Raw genomic sequence first — 13,178 nt, 5'->3', positions numbered from 1 at the left:
CTCGCTTAGATTTCAGCAGCCAGTTGGTTAACCAGCTCTGCGTGCGCGTTTTGATCGATTGTGGCACCCAGGATCTTCTCGGCGCCGCCAACAGCCAGCAAGCCCACTTGGGCACGCAGCTTGTCTTTGACGCTGTTCAGTTCCTGTTCGATCTCGGCTTGAGCCTGAACCTTCACACGGTCAGCGTCGATACGGGCTTTTTCAACAGCCTCTTCGACGATCTGGTTACCGCGTTTCTTGGCTTGCTCGATGATTTCAGCTGCCTGAGCTTTCGCTTCGCGCAGTTGCTGACCCGCTTTCTCTTGGGCCAACTCCAGGTCGCGAGCTGCACGGCTGGCAGCGTCCAGACCATCAGCGATCTTCTTTTGACGTTCGTGCAGAGCAGCGATGACCGGAGGCCATACATACTTCATGCAGAACAGTACAAAAATCAGGAACGCAACGGACTGGCCAATCAGGGTCGCATTAATGTTCACGCCAACACCTCGCAGTTACGTTGTCCATCACACCAAATTACCCGGAAGATCCGAGTAATCAGCCAGCGATCTGACCAACGAACGGGTTCGCAAAGGTGAAGAACAGAGCGATACCAACACCGATCATGGTTACGGCGTCGAGCAGACCGGCAACGATGAACATTTTCACTTGCAGCATTGGAACCATTTCTGGCTGACGCGCTGCGCCTTCCAGGAACTTGCCGCCCAGCAGGCCGAAACCAATTGCGGTACCCAGTGCGCCCAGGCCGATCAACAGTGCAACAGCGATAGCGGTTAGACCAACTACAGTTTCCATCTTTCCTCCCGACTTTTACGTCGTATGGTTTAGGTTTTTTAGATTAAAGCGGTAAAACAAATCGTTTCAGCTGCCCCGCAAGGAGCTCCCTCCCGTTTGACCGGGAGGAACATCAGACTAGTCGAGACTGGTCTTAATGGTTTTCTTCGTGCGCCATCGACAGGTAGACGATGGTCAGCATCATGAAGATGAACGCCTGCAGGGTGATGATCAGGATGTGGAATACAGCCCACGCCCACTGCAGAACAACGCCCAGGCCGCTGAGCCAGAGCAGGCCGCTGCCGAACATCACAGCGATCAGAATGAACACCAGCTCGCCGGCATACATGTTGCCGAACAGACGCAGAGCCAGAGAGATCGGCTTGGCGATCAGGGTGACGAATTCCAGCAGGAAGTTCACCGGGATCAGCAGGGCCTGAACGAAGATGTTCTTGCTGCCGAACGGGTGCAGGGTCAGTTCGCCGATGAAGCCGCCGATGCCCTTGACCTTGATGCTGTAGAAAATGATCAGTGCGAACACCGAGAACGCCATGCCCAGAGTCGCGTTCGGGTCGGTAGTCGACACGGCGCGGAACGGGATGTGGGCATCGCCGGAGATCAGGATGGCCAGCTGAGGAATCCAGTCGACCGGTACCAGGTCGACGGCGTTCATCAGGAACACCCAGACGAAGATGGTCAGTGCCAGCGGTGCAATCACCGGGCTACGGCCATGGAAGCTGTCTTTCACGCTGCCATCGACGAATTCGACCAATACTTCAACGAAGTTCTGCAAGGCACCCGGCTGACCCGAAGTCGCTTTCTTTGCCGCCATGCGGAAAAGAAGAACGAAGATCAGACCCAGTGCGACCGACCAGCCGAGGGTATCGACGTGGAAAGCCCAGAAGCCCATTTCCTTGGCTTCTGCTGCGGTGTGGGCAAAGCCCCAGCCGCCGTTGGGTAGCTGACCGAAAGTCAGGTTCTGCAAGTGGTGCTGGATATAGCCCGAAGCGGTTGTCTCTGCCATGGTTGCCTCAAACGCCCTAAGGTCTCGAAAGTCTTGTTCTCATCAGCAGGGGAGCGAACCAGCTGACCGACTGCGTCAGCACGAACACGCCGAATACTGCGATCGGCGCCAGTGGCTTCACACCTGCGAACACCAGTGCAAACAGCACTGCCGTCAAAATAAGTTTGCCTGCCTCGCCGGCATAAAAAGACCGGACGATGGACTGGGCTGCTCGGGCGCCGGAAAACCGAAATGCCCTGTGAGCGAAATAAACATTGGGCAGCAAGGCTATCAGGCCTCCGCAAAGTCCCGAGTATCCGGCAACGACTCCATGCCATTGCCAGAGCGCCAAAGCGGCAATGAGCAGAATGACAAATTGAGCCATCAACACCGGAAAAACCGCCAGGCGATGGAAAGGCAAGCGGTTTGGCGTGCGGGTTCCCATCACAGTTGCTCTCCAATGGTCGGCTGCCGAAATCCAATAACTTGGCATAATTTGTGCCGACAAAATGCGCGCAGAGTATAGGGGCGGTTCTGCCCCTATTCAACTGTCAGGTAGTGATTTCCGACTGCGCGCTACATGAGGAAATGTTTCAGCGGATGTGTGCGAGCACACCTTGAAGCTCGTCGAGCGAGTTATAACCAATCACCAATTGGCCTTTGCCCTTCTTGCCATGGCGAATCTGCACCGCAGAGCCTAGGCGCTCGGCCAGGCGCTGCTCGAGGCGAGCGATGTCCGGGTCGGGTTTGGCAGCTTCCACAGGCTCCGGTTTGCCACTCAACCACTGACGAACCAGTGCCTCGGTTTGGCGCACGGTCAGTCCTCGTGCGACAACATGTCGCGCCCCTTCGACCTGCTGATTGTCCGGCAGACCGAGCAAGGCACGCGCGTGACCCATTTCCAGGTCACCGTGCGACAGCATGGTTTTGATCACTTCAGGCAGTGCAATAAGTCGCAACAGGTTAGCCACAGTCACCCGCGACTTACCCACAGCCTCGGCAACCTGCTGCTGAGTCAGCTGGAATTCCTGCTGCAAGCGCTGCAAGGCGACGGCTTCTTCGATCGGGTTGAGGTCTTCACGCTGGATGTTCTCGATCAGCGCAATCGCAATGGCGGTTTCATCCGGCACATCGCGAACCATCGCCGGGATGGTTTCCTGCCCGGCCTGCTGACTGGCGCGCCAGCGACGTTCACCGGCAATGATCTCAAACCGGCCGCCGCCAATCGGGCGCACCACGATCGGCTGCATCACGCCTTGGGCCTTGATCGACTGCGCCAGCTCTTCCAGGGCCTGCGGGTCCATGTCACGGCGCGGCTGATATTTGCCACGCTGCAGCAGGTCCAGCGGCAGGTGTTGCAGTTCGCGGGTGTCAGCCTGCGCGGCTTGTTCTTCCAGCGCGCTGACCGTCGGACCACTCAGCAGTGCATCCAGTCCACGTCCGAGACCTCGTTTCTTGACGGCCATGGGGATTCCTTAAGTTGGCTGAGCAGCAGCAATGCGTGAATTTTTGCGCTGACGGCGAACCATCTCGCCTGCCAGAGCCAGATAGGCCAGGGCACCACGCGATTGCTTGTCGTAAGCCAGCGCCGGCATGCCGTAGCTCGGTGCTTCGGCCAGGCGAATATTGCGCGGGATCACCGTGTCGTACAGCTGATCGCCGAAGTGTTCCTTGAGCTGCGCCGAAACATCGTTCATCAGGCTCAGGCGCGGGTCGTACATGGTCCGCAGCAGGCCTTCGACTTTCAGGTTCGGGTTGAGCAGCTCGGCGATGCGCTTGATGTTATCCACAAGGTCGCTCAAACCTTCCAGCGCAAAGTATTCGCACTGCATGGGGATAATCACCCCGTCAGCGGCGACCAGTGCGTTGAGTGTGAGCATCGACAGCGACGGTGGGCAGTCGATCAAAATGTAATCGTAGTTGTCACGGATCGGCGCCAGCGCGCTGCGCAGACGGCTTTCCTTCATCTGCATTTCCAGCAGCACCACTTCGGCCGCGGTCAGATCGCGGTTGGCCGGCAGCAATTGATAACCGCCGTGCTCGGAGAAGTGCATGGCCTGACCCAGGTCGCATTCACCGATCAGCAGATCGTAGACCGAGTTTTCCAGACCATGTTTATCCACACCGCTACCCATGGTGGCGTTGCCCTGTGGATCGAGATCGATCAACAGCACCCGGCGCTTGGTCGCGACCAGGGATGCTGCGAGGTTGATGCAGGTGGTGGTTTTGCCCACACCACCCTTCTGGTTCGCTATCGCGAATACCTTAGCCATTCTTGCTTGTGTTCCCAATCATGCCGTGCGGCGCAGTATCAGCAGATGGCGTTGGCCTTGGCAACCGGGGACGGCCAGGGCGTGTTCGCTATCGAGTTTGAAATCTGCCGGCAATGCTACCAGCTCATCGGCCGGATGAACGCCCTTCATTGCCAGCCAGCGTGTATCGGCATCGCCGAGGTGACGCGTCCAGTTGGTAAAGTTTTCCATGCTGCTGAAGGCCCGGGAAATGATCCCGTTGAATGGTTGCGCAGGCTGAAACGCTTCGACGCGACTGTGGATAACTTGCAGGTTATCCAGCTTCAGCTCCAGTTTGACCTGAGTCAGAAAGCGGGTTTTCTTGCCATTGCTGTCCAGACAGGTCACCTGCGAGTCCGGATACAGGATCGCCAGCGGAATACCAGGCATGCCACCACCACTGCCGACATCGAGCCAGCGACCGTTTTCGATAAACGACATCACGCTGAGACTATCGAGCAAGTGCCGCGAAACCATTTCGTCCGGATCGCGCACAGCGGTCAGGTTGTAGGCCTGGTTCCATTTGATCAACAGGGCCAGATAACCCAGCAGCAATGCGTGCTGAGTTTCTGTGAGATTGACACCGAGCTCGCGGGCTCCTGTGGATAACTCTTCGGCGTGTTGCGAAGTGACCTTGGCACTCAAGCGCTTTGCTCCAACTGACGGCCCGCGCCGCGTTTTTTCAAATGAATCATCAACAGCGAAATCGCTGCCGGGGTCACGCCCGGGATCCGCGAAGCCTGGCCCAGCGTTTCAGGACGTGTGGCGCCGAGCTTGCTCTGGATCTCCTTGGACAGACCGGAGATGTTGGTGTAATCGATATCCACAGGCAATTTCGTGTCTTCGCTGGCGCGCAGACGGGCGATTTCGTCCTGTTGGCGGTCGATGTAACCGGCGTACTTGGTCTTGATCTCAACCTGCTCGGCGACCTGTGGATCTTCGGCGCCCTGCCCGGTCACTTCGACCAGACCGACGTAGTCGATTTCCGGACGGCTCAACAGGTTGAGCAGGTTGTATTCGTGGGTCAGCGGCGTGCCGAATTTCTCGGCAATCGCATCGCCCTGCGGGGTGTTCGGCCGAACCCAGGTGCTTTTCAGGCGCTGTTCTTCAAGCTCGATGCTTTCGCGTTTCTTGCAGAAGGCCGCCCAGCGCGCGTCATCGACCAGACCGAGTTCGCGACCTTTTTCGGTCAGACGCAGGTCGGCGTTGTCTTCGCGCAGAATCAGGCGGTATTCGGCGCGGGACGTGAACATGCGATACGGCTCTTGGGTACCGAGGGTGATCAGGTCGTCGACCAGAACGCCGATGTACGCTTCATCGCGGCGCGGACACCAGGCCTCTTTGCCCTTCGCCCGCAGCGCGGCGTTGGCGCCGGCGAGCAGACCTTGAGCGCCAGCTTCTTCGTAACCGGTGGTGCCGTTGATCTGCCCGGCGAAAAACAGACCGCCGATGACTTTGGTTTCCAGGCTGTACTTCAGATCGCGGGGATCGAAGTAGTCGTACTCAATCGCATAACCCGGACGCACGATGTGCGCGTTTTCCATACCGCGGATCGACTGCACGATCTGCAATTGCACGTCGAACGGCAGGCTTGTGGATATCCCGTTCGGGTACAGCTCATGGGTGGTCAGACCTTCCGGTTCGATGAACACCTGATGGCTTTCCTTGTCGGCAAAGCGATGAATCTTGTCTTCGATCGACGGGCAATAACGCGGGCCGACGCCTTCGATCTCCCCGGCAGCGGAATACATGGGCGAACGATCAAGGTTTGCCGCGATGATTTCGTGGGTACGCGCGTTGGTATGGGTAATCCAGCAACTGACCTGGCGCGGATGCTGCTCCTTGCTGCCCATGAACGACATCACCGGGATCGGAGTGTCACCCGGCTGCTCGGTCATCACCGAGAAATCCACAGATTTGCCATCAATACGCGGCGGTGTACCAGTTTTCAGGCGCCCGACACGCAATGGCAACTCACGCAGACGGAGGGCCAGAGCAATCGACGGTGGATCACCGGCGCGACCGCCAGAGAAATTCTGCAAACCAATGTGGATAAGTCCACCGAGGAATGTACCGGTGGTCAACACCACGGAATCGGCGAAGAAACGCAGACCCATCTGTGTGACGACACCGCGGACTTGCTCCTGCTCGACAATCAGGTCGTCAGCAGCCTGTTGAAATATCCACAGGTTTGGCTGGTTTTCCAGGATTTCGCGGACAGCGGCCTTATAGAGAATTCGGTCGGCTTGCGCACGGGTCGCCCGTACGGCCGGGCCTTTGCGGCTGTTCAACACGCGAAACTGGATGCCGCCCTTATCGGTAGCCATGGCCATCGCGCCACCGAGGGCATCGATTTCCTTGACCAGATGGCTTTTGCCGATGCCACCGATGGCCGGGTTGCAACTCATGGCGCCGAGGGTTTCCACGTTATGCGTCAGCAACAGGGTTTTTGCCCCCATGCGTGCTGACGCCAGTGCTGCCTCGGTACCGGCATGACCGCCGCCGATGACGATCACTTCAAAACGGGAAGGGAAATCCACCACGCACCTCGTGCCTGCTTAAGTAGGTCATTCAGGAAATATTGAAACCAGGTTTCTGGACCTGGTCGGCAAGTATAGGGACTTCGCCCTTTCTAAAGAACCCTTTGCACAAAATTTAACCAGCTGTGGAGAACTCTAGGTTAAAAGAATAAAAAAGAGAGAAATTTATAAAACCTTTGTTTTTATGTTTATTCTTACTGAGCACCATTTCTGTGGATAGATCTCTACAGGCCATGTTTTACAATGTGTACAGAGATTAAAAACCCTGTGCTCATGTGGCAATGAGGCCCTTGGATAACCGGTGTAAGCCTGTGGATGAAAGGGGTGGTTATCCACAGCGTGGGTTATCTCCAGTTTTGAGGCCCTGTTATCAACTGCCCTCAGTGGCAGTTATTCACAGGGCTTAATCCACAGAAATTTGATGGAGGAAGAGGTACCGGGCAGCCGAAAACCGCTCAGGGAGAAAAAATCTGCCCGGCACTCTTGGAGGATTTTAGAAAAGAGGGAAGCAGACAGGTCGCGAACGGACCTGTCTGTGAATAGCAGGAGGGTTATTTGCCAATGCAGAAGCTGGAGAAAATCCGTCCGAGCAAATCATCAGAACTGAACGCCCCGGTAATTTCACCCAGGGAATGTTGAGCCTGGCGCAAATCCTCAGCGAGCAACTCCCCAGCGCCCGCCAGGGTCAGTTGCGCGCGGCCATGTTCCAATGCCGCGCTGGCGTGGCGCAGTGCCTCCAGATGCCGGCGACGTGCGCTGAAGCTGCTCTCCGAGGTCTGCTCGTAACCCATGCACGCCTTTAGATGATCACGCAGCAGGTCGAGGCCTTCAGCGGACTTGGCACTGAGACTGATGGTCACGTGGCCGTCGTCACTGGTTTCCAGAGCAATCGCTTCACCGGTCAGATCGGACTTGTTACGGATCAGGGTGACTTTCGCAGGGTCCGGTCGTGATTCGAGGAATTCTGGCCACAAGGCAAAAGGATCCAGTGCTTCTGGTGCGGTCGCATCGACCACCAGCAAAACCCGATCCGCTTCACCGATGGCTTTCAACGCCCGTTCCACACCGATCTTTTCCACATGATCATCGGTGTCACGCAGTCCTGCAGTATCGACCACATGCAACGGCATCCCGTCGATGTGGATATGTTCGCGCAAGATATCCCGCGTAGTACCGGCAATCTCGGTGACGATGGCGGCTTCGCGACCGGCCAATGCATTCAACAGGCTGGATTTACCGGCATTCGGCCGCCCAGCGATGACGACTGTCATACCATCACGCAACAATGCGCCCTGCCCTGCCTCGCGCAGCACTGTGGATAACTCATCGCGTACCTTATCGAGCATGCCCAATACATGACCGTCGGCGAGAAAGTCGATTTCCTCTTCCGGGAAGTCGATGGCGGCTTCGACGTAGATACGCAAACCGATCAGCTGCTCGGTCAAGTTATGCACACGCTGGGAAAACGCACCCTGCAATGAACGCAGCGCATTGCGCGCAGCCTGTGCAGAACTGGCTTCGATCAAATCGGCTATTGCTTCGGCCTGGGCCAGATCGAGTTTGTCATTGAGGAAGGCGCGCTCGCTGAATTCACCTGGACGGGCCAGACGGCAGCCCAGTTCCAGACAACGCTTGAGCAACATGTCCAGAACGATCGGGCCGCCATGGCCCTGCAATTCCAAGACGTCTTCGCCGGTGAACGAGTTCGGCCCCGGGAAATACAAAGCCAGACCTTCGTCCAGCACCTGCTGGTCGTCACTGAAAAACGGCCCGTAATGAGCGTAACGTGGTTTCAGTTCTCGGCCGCTGATGGCTATTGCCGCAACGCTGGCCAACGGCCCGGAAATACGGACGATGCCCACACCGCCGCGCCCTTGAGCGGTGGCGACAGCGGCGATGGTTTCACGAGGTGTGCTCATAAACCGGAATCCAGACAAAAGTGGCAGATAGCAAAACGCCCCACTAGGGGGCGTTTTGAGTGGTGTTATCCACAGTGCAAGTTACGCCTCGGCTTTTTTCGTCGCCGCTTCGATCTTACGCGTGATGTACCACTGTTGTGCAATCGACAGGCAGTTGTTCACAACCCAGTACAGCACCAGACCTGCAGGGAACCACAGGAAGAAGAAGGTGAAGATGATTGGCATCATTTTCATGACCTTCGCCTGCATCGGATCCGGCGGAGTCGGGTTCAGCTGCTGCTGGATGAACATGGTTGCGCCCATGATGATCGGCAGAATGAAGAACGGATCCTTGATCGACAGGTCAGTGATCCACAGCATGAACGGCGCCTGGCGCATTTCCACGCTTTCCAGCAGAACCCAGTACAGCGACAGGAAGACCGGCATCTGCACGAGGATCGGCAAGCAGCCGCCCAGTGGATTGATCTTCTCTTTCTTGTACAGCTCCATCATGGCTTGCGACATTTTCTGCCGGTCATCGCCATGTTGCTCTTTCAGCGCAGCCAGTTTCGGAGCCACGGCACGCATGCGCGCCATCGATTTGTAGCTGGCGGCCGACAGCGGGAAGAAGATCCCTTTGATCAGCATGGTCAGGAAGATGATCGACCAGCCCCAGTTACCGACAATGGCGTGGATATGTTGCAGCAGCCAGAAAATCGGCTGGGCAATGAACCACAGAATGCCGTAGTCGACGGTCAGTTCCAGACCTGGGGACAACTCTTTCAACACAGCCTGGCTTTTCGGACCTGCGTACAGCACAGCGCTGGTTTCAACTTTTGCACCTGGAGCAGCGGTCAGAGTCGGACCGGTGTAACCGATGATGTAGTTGCCTTTGCTGTCTTTACGGGTCTGGACGATATTGTTCTCGCCCTTGGCCGGAATCCACGCGGTCACGAAGTAGTGCTGCAGCCAGGCTACCCAACCACCGGTGACGGTTTCCTTGAGCTGTGCCTTGTCCATGTCCTTCATCGACACTTTCTTGTACGGCTCGGAACTTGTCCACAGGGCGGCGCCCAGGTAAGTCGCGGTGCCAGTAGCCGTGGTCGACGAAGGATCAGCGCTGGCGTCGCGCTTCAACTGGGCAAACATTGCGCCGTTCCAGGGCTGAGCGCTCTGGTTATCCACAATGTAGGAGACAGCGACGTCGTACAGGCCACGTTTCATGGTGAAACGCTTGATGTAGTTGACGCCGTCCTTGCTGAATTTCAGGTCAACGACGAGTTGATCCTGACCGTCAGCCAGTTGGTAAACCTTCTTCTCCGAGGAATAAACCGGACGACCGGCCGGGTTTGCATCCGGGCCGTTGGTACCGATCAGACCGCTTTGCGCCAGATATACACGTTCGCCGCCGTTATCGAACAGCTGGAACGGAACGTCAGGACGATCCTGACGACGTGGATACAAAGGCAGAGTCAGTTGCGCAACGTCGCCACCCTGTGGATCGATCGCCAGATCGAGCACATCGGTCTTGACCTGAATCAGATCCTTGCTGGCGGCGACCGGCGTTTCGGCAGGTGCGCTGGTATCGCTGGCGGCGCGCGGAATATCGTCACTGGCAGCATTTGTGCCAGTGGCGGTGTCCGGCAAACCGGATGTAGTCGTACTGGAAGCAACATTCTGAGTCGGCAGGGCAGCCTGGCCATAATCCTGGTTCCATTTAAGAACCATGACGTAGGACACGATTGCCAGGGCGACGATCAGGATCGTGCGTTTGATATCCATGATTACTCGGCCATCGAAGAAGAACGGGAGGTAGGGACAGGTGGAACCGGGTCATAACCACCGGGATTCCACGGATGACAGCGACCTAAACGACGAAAGGTCAGCCAGCCACCGCGCAGAAGGCCATGATTTTCAATGGCTTCATACGCGTAGCAGGAACAACTGGGGTAGAAGCGACAGTGGCTGGCCATTAAAGGACTAATGGCATAGCGATAAAACTGGATCGGAACGAGGGCCAGTTTACGCATCGGTACTGTCTACCCCTACAGTTTCGGTTTTGACTGCCGGAACGGGCTTGTTGCGTGCCAGACGCTTCCAGAGTTTGCCGAAATGCTGAATCAATTCGGGGTTTTCTACATCACCCAAACCTTTGCGCGCGACGATAACGATGTCCCAGCCGACCAGTGAATCCTGGTGCAGACGGAACGATTCGCGCATCAGACGTTTAAGGCGATTGCGCTCAACGGAGAGCTTTACGCTCTTTTTCCCGATAACCAGCCCGAGACGGGGGTGATCAAGATCGTTGTTGCGTGCAAGGAGCAGGAGATTTTTCCCCGGAACCTTGCCGGTAGGGGAGTCAAAGACTGCCTTGAAATGCCGGGGGGTAAGCAGACGCTTTTCCCGACTGAAGTCCTGACTCACCTCCAGTACCGGATTATCAAACTGCCAGACGCGCACGACCTTTGGCGCGACGACGCGACAGGACTGCGCGGCCGTTCTTGGTAGCCATGCGAGCACGGAAACCGTGGGTACGAGCGCGTTTGATAGTGCTTGGTTGGAAAGTACGTTTCATGTCGTGTTACCTGGTTCGTCCACAACGGGCCGGAATGGCCCCCGTTTTAAGAGACCGGGGATTCTAGAGAAAGCAAGCCCTCAGGTCAATTTCCAACCAGCGTTTCCTTATAAATAGATCAGGGCAGGGTTTGAGCTCGAAAGCCTGTCAGCCAGATATAGAAATAAAGAAGGGAATTATTTAAAGCTTTTCTGTAAAGCTTGTAAAAGCTAGACACGCCATCTTCTGTGGATAACTGCCATGGGGCCTTATTCTTCGGGGTGTACAGAGAATGACAACTACAGTGGAAAACCGTGTTCAGCCTGTGCTGCGCTATCGGAAAAGCTGTGTGTGAAAGGGCTTGTTATCCACAGGCTGGTTATCCACCGGGTTTAACCCCCAGTTGTCCAGTGCCCTCAGAGGCGTTTATCCACAGGGCTTATTCATGTGCCGTTGGTCGCCTTTTAATGCGTTAACGCATTGATAAATGATGGCGATGGACCTACCTGCATGTGGATAAGTGAACCGCTCGCCGCTACAATGGCCGCTTGTTTTTGCCTCACCGGCTTTCAACTTAGGGGATATCCGTGTCAGTGGAACTTTGGCAGCAGTGCGTGGAGCTTTTGCGCGAAGAGCTGCCTGCCCAACAATTCAACACCTGGATCCGTCCACTACAGGTCGAAGCCGAAGGCGACGAGTTGCGCGTCTACGCACCGAATCGTTTCGTGCTGGACTGGGTCAACGAAAAGTACCTGGGCCGCGTTCTTGAACTGCTGGATGAGCACGGCAATGGCTCGACGCCGGCGCTGTCCTTGTTAATAGGCAGCAAGCGCAGCTCGGCACCTCGTGCCGCACCCAATGCGCCGCTGGCGGCCGCGCAGGTTGCTCAGGCGCAGGCCAATAATGTGCCAGCGAGCAATCCGGCACCGACGCCAGCCCCTGCTCCGGCCAAACGTTCCACACAGAAGGCCGCTGAAGTCAGCGAAGAACCTTCCCGCGACAGCTTCGACCCGATGGCCGGCGCCGCTTCGCAGCAGGCCCCGGTTCGCGCGGAGCAGCGCACCGTGCAGGTAGAAGGTGCGCTCAAGCACACCAGTTACCTGAATCGCACGTTCACCTTCGAAAACTTCGTTGAAGGTAAATCCAACCAGCTAGCCCGTGCAGCGGCCTGGCAGGTGGCGGACAATCCCAAGCACGGCTATAACCCGCTGTTCCTTTATGGTGGCGTCGGCCTGGGTAAAACCCACTTGATGCACGCGGTGGGCAACCATCTATTAAAGAAGAATCCGAATGCCAAGGTCGTGTACCTGCATTCCGAGCGCTTCGTGGCCGACATGGTCAAGGCGTTGCAACTGAACGCCATCAACGAATTCAAGCGTTTCTACCGTTCGGTGGATGCCTTGCTGATCGACGATATTCAGTTCTTCGCCCGCAAGGAGCGTTCCCAGGAAGAGTTTTTCCACACCTTCAACGCGCTGCTTGAGGGTGGTCAGCAGGTCATTCTCACCAGTGACCGCTACCCGAAAGAAATCGAAGGCCTTGAAGAACGCCTCAAATCCCGCTTCGGCTGGGGCCTGACCGTTGCGGTCGAGCCGCCTGAGCTGGAAACCCGCGTGGCGATCCTGATGAAGAAGGCCGATCAGGCCAAAGTCGAGTTGCCCCATGACGCCGCGTTCTTCATCGCCCAGCGCATCCGCTCGAACGTTCGTGAGCTGGAAGGCGCGCTGAAACGTGTGATCGCTCACTCGCACTTCATGGGCCGCGACATCACCATCGAGCTGATTCGCGAATCCCTCAAAGACTTGCTGGCGTTGCAGGACAAACTTGTTTCTGTGGATAACATTCAGCGCACCGTCGCCGAGTATTACAAGATCAAGATTTCCGACCTGCTGTCCAAGCGCCGTTCGCGCTCGGTGGCTCGTCCGCGTCAGGTGGCCATGGCGTTGTCCAAGGAACTGACCAACCACAGCCTGCCGGAAATCGGCGATGTGTTTGGCGGCCGCGACCACACCACCGTGCTGCACGCCTGCCGCAAGATCAACGAACTTAAGGAATCCGACGCGGACATCCGCGAGGACTACAAGAACCTGCTGCGTACACTGACCACTTGATGAACACCAG

General features: G+C 56.8%; 14 protein-coding genes. 1 reads left to right on the top strand and 13 read right to left on the bottom strand.

The features are described 5' to 3' along the window. Positions 1–5: 5 nt before the first annotated feature. The 13 genes from ACV8MC_RS06590 to rpmH form a co-directional block, all read right to left on the bottom strand. On the bottom strand, positions 6–476 hold the full coding sequence (locus ACV8MC_RS06590) for a F0F1 ATP synthase subunit B (protein ID WP_016772403.1): 471 nt from the start codon (positions 474–476) through the stop codon (positions 6–8). Positions 477–534: 58 nt separating this feature from the next. Then, positions 535–792 carry a F0F1 ATP synthase subunit C gene (gene atpE / locus ACV8MC_RS06585; protein WP_003097235.1) on the bottom strand — a complete coding sequence of 86 codons (258 nt, stop codon included), beginning with the start codon at positions 790–792 and terminating at the stop codon, positions 535–537. A gap of 133 nt (positions 793–925) precedes the next feature. Continuing rightward, a complete protein-coding gene (atpB, locus tag ACV8MC_RS06580; protein ID WP_016772402.1) occupies positions 926–1,795 on the bottom strand; it encodes a F0F1 ATP synthase subunit A in 870 nt (289 codons plus the stop codon). 16 nt (positions 1,796–1,811) lie between these two features. Beyond that, positions 1,812–2,219 (bottom strand): F0F1 ATP synthase subunit I, encoded by a 408-nt coding sequence (locus tag ACV8MC_RS06575; RefSeq protein ID WP_056791105.1) that lies wholly within the window; start codon positions 2,217–2,219, stop codon positions 1,812–1,814. A 148-nt stretch (positions 2,220–2,367) separates the two neighbouring features. Next, complete coding sequence (locus ACV8MC_RS06570; RefSeq protein WP_007960777.1) at positions 2,368–3,240, bottom strand: ParB/RepB/Spo0J family partition protein; 873 nt, start codon at positions 3,238–3,240, stop codon at positions 2,368–2,370. Between the two features lie 9 nt (positions 3,241–3,249). Continuing rightward, the gene (locus ACV8MC_RS06565) at positions 3,250–4,047 is read right to left on the bottom strand and encodes a ParA family protein (RefSeq protein ID WP_016772400.1); all 798 of its coding nucleotides are present in this window, start codon (positions 4,045–4,047) and stop codon (positions 3,250–3,252) included. Between the two features lie 18 nt (positions 4,048–4,065). After that, positions 4,066–4,710, bottom strand: a complete 645-nt coding sequence (gene rsmG, locus ACV8MC_RS06560; protein WP_123441912.1) for a 16S rRNA (guanine(527)-N(7))-methyltransferase RsmG — start codon at positions 4,708–4,710, stop codon at positions 4,066–4,068. Continuing rightward, the gene (gene mnmG / locus ACV8MC_RS06555) at positions 4,707–6,605 is read right to left on the bottom strand and encodes a tRNA uridine-5-carboxymethylaminomethyl(34) synthesis enzyme MnmG (protein ID WP_305381876.1); all 1,899 of its coding nucleotides are present in this window, start codon (positions 6,603–6,605) and stop codon (positions 4,707–4,709) included. Before mnmG ends, rsmG begins: the two co-directional genes overlap by 4 nt. A 551-nt stretch (positions 6,606–7,156) precedes the next feature. Beyond that, complete coding sequence (gene mnmE, locus ACV8MC_RS06550) at positions 7,157–8,524, bottom strand: tRNA uridine-5-carboxymethylaminomethyl(34) synthesis GTPase MnmE (protein WP_252877171.1); 1,368 nt, start codon at positions 8,522–8,524, stop codon at positions 7,157–7,159. An 81-nt stretch (positions 8,525–8,605) separates the two neighbouring features. Next, a complete protein-coding gene (yidC, locus tag ACV8MC_RS06545) occupies positions 8,606–10,285 on the bottom strand; it encodes a membrane protein insertase YidC (protein ID WP_041476523.1) in 1,680 nt (559 codons plus the stop codon). 2 nt (positions 10,286–10,287) lie between these two features. Continuing rightward, positions 10,288–10,533, bottom strand: a complete 246-nt coding sequence (yidD, locus tag ACV8MC_RS06540; protein ID WP_027901580.1) for a membrane protein insertion efficiency factor YidD — start codon at positions 10,531–10,533, stop codon at positions 10,288–10,290. Further along, positions 10,526–10,927, bottom strand: a complete 402-nt coding sequence (gene rnpA, locus ACV8MC_RS06535; RefSeq protein ID WP_024014946.1) for a ribonuclease P protein component — start codon at positions 10,925–10,927, stop codon at positions 10,526–10,528. Before rnpA ends, yidD begins: the two co-directional genes overlap by 8 nt. A gap of 16 nt (positions 10,928–10,943) precedes the next feature. Next, the gene (gene rpmH / locus ACV8MC_RS06530; protein WP_003213577.1) at positions 10,944–11,078 is read right to left on the bottom strand and encodes a 50S ribosomal protein L34; all 135 of its coding nucleotides are present in this window, start codon (positions 11,076–11,078) and stop codon (positions 10,944–10,946) included. 566 nt (positions 11,079–11,644) lie between these two features. Between rpmH and dnaA the strand changes: the two genes are divergently transcribed. Next, positions 11,645–13,168, top strand: a complete 1,524-nt coding sequence (dnaA, locus tag ACV8MC_RS06525) for a chromosomal replication initiator protein DnaA (protein WP_024014947.1) — start codon at positions 11,645–11,647, stop codon at positions 13,166–13,168. Positions 13,169–13,178 lie beyond the last annotated feature (10 nt).

The organism is Pseudomonas sp. PK-RTE-24 (assembly GCF_054052265.1).
The sequence above is the reverse complement of the archived record's forward strand: the minus strand, read 5'-3'. Positions and strand labels throughout refer to the sequence as shown.

Excerpts from the sequence above, each read along its gene's own strand:
- atpE (WP_003097235.1), bottom strand. The coding sequence starts at position 792 with ATGGAAACTGTAGTTGGTCTAACCGCTATCGCTGTTGCACTGTTGATC.
- atpB (WP_016772402.1), bottom strand. The coding sequence starts at position 1,795 with ATGGCAGAGACAACCGCTTCGGGCTATATCCAGCACCACTTGCAGAAC.
- ACV8MC_RS06575 (WP_056791105.1), bottom strand. The coding sequence starts at position 2,219 with ATGGGAACCCGCACGCCAAACCGCTTGCCTTTCCATCGCCTGGCGGTT.
- ACV8MC_RS06570 (WP_007960777.1), bottom strand. The coding sequence starts at position 3,240 with ATGGCCGTCAAGAAACGAGGTCTCGGACGTGGACTGGATGCACTGCTG.
- ACV8MC_RS06565 (WP_016772400.1), bottom strand. The coding sequence starts at position 4,047 with ATGGCTAAGGTATTCGCGATAGCGAACCAGAAGGGTGGTGTGGGCAAA.
- mnmE (WP_252877171.1), bottom strand. The coding sequence starts at position 8,524 with ATGAGCACACCTCGTGAAACCATCGCCGCTGTCGCCACCGCTCAAGGG.
- yidC (WP_041476523.1), bottom strand. The coding sequence starts at position 10,285 with ATGGATATCAAACGCACGATCCTGATCGTCGCCCTGGCAATCGTGTCC.
- yidD (WP_027901580.1), bottom strand. The coding sequence starts at position 10,533 with ATGCGTAAACTGGCCCTCGTTCCGATCCAGTTTTATCGCTATGCCATT.
- rpmH (WP_003213577.1), bottom strand. The coding sequence starts at position 11,078 with ATGAAACGTACTTTCCAACCAAGCACTATCAAACGCGCTCGTACCCAC.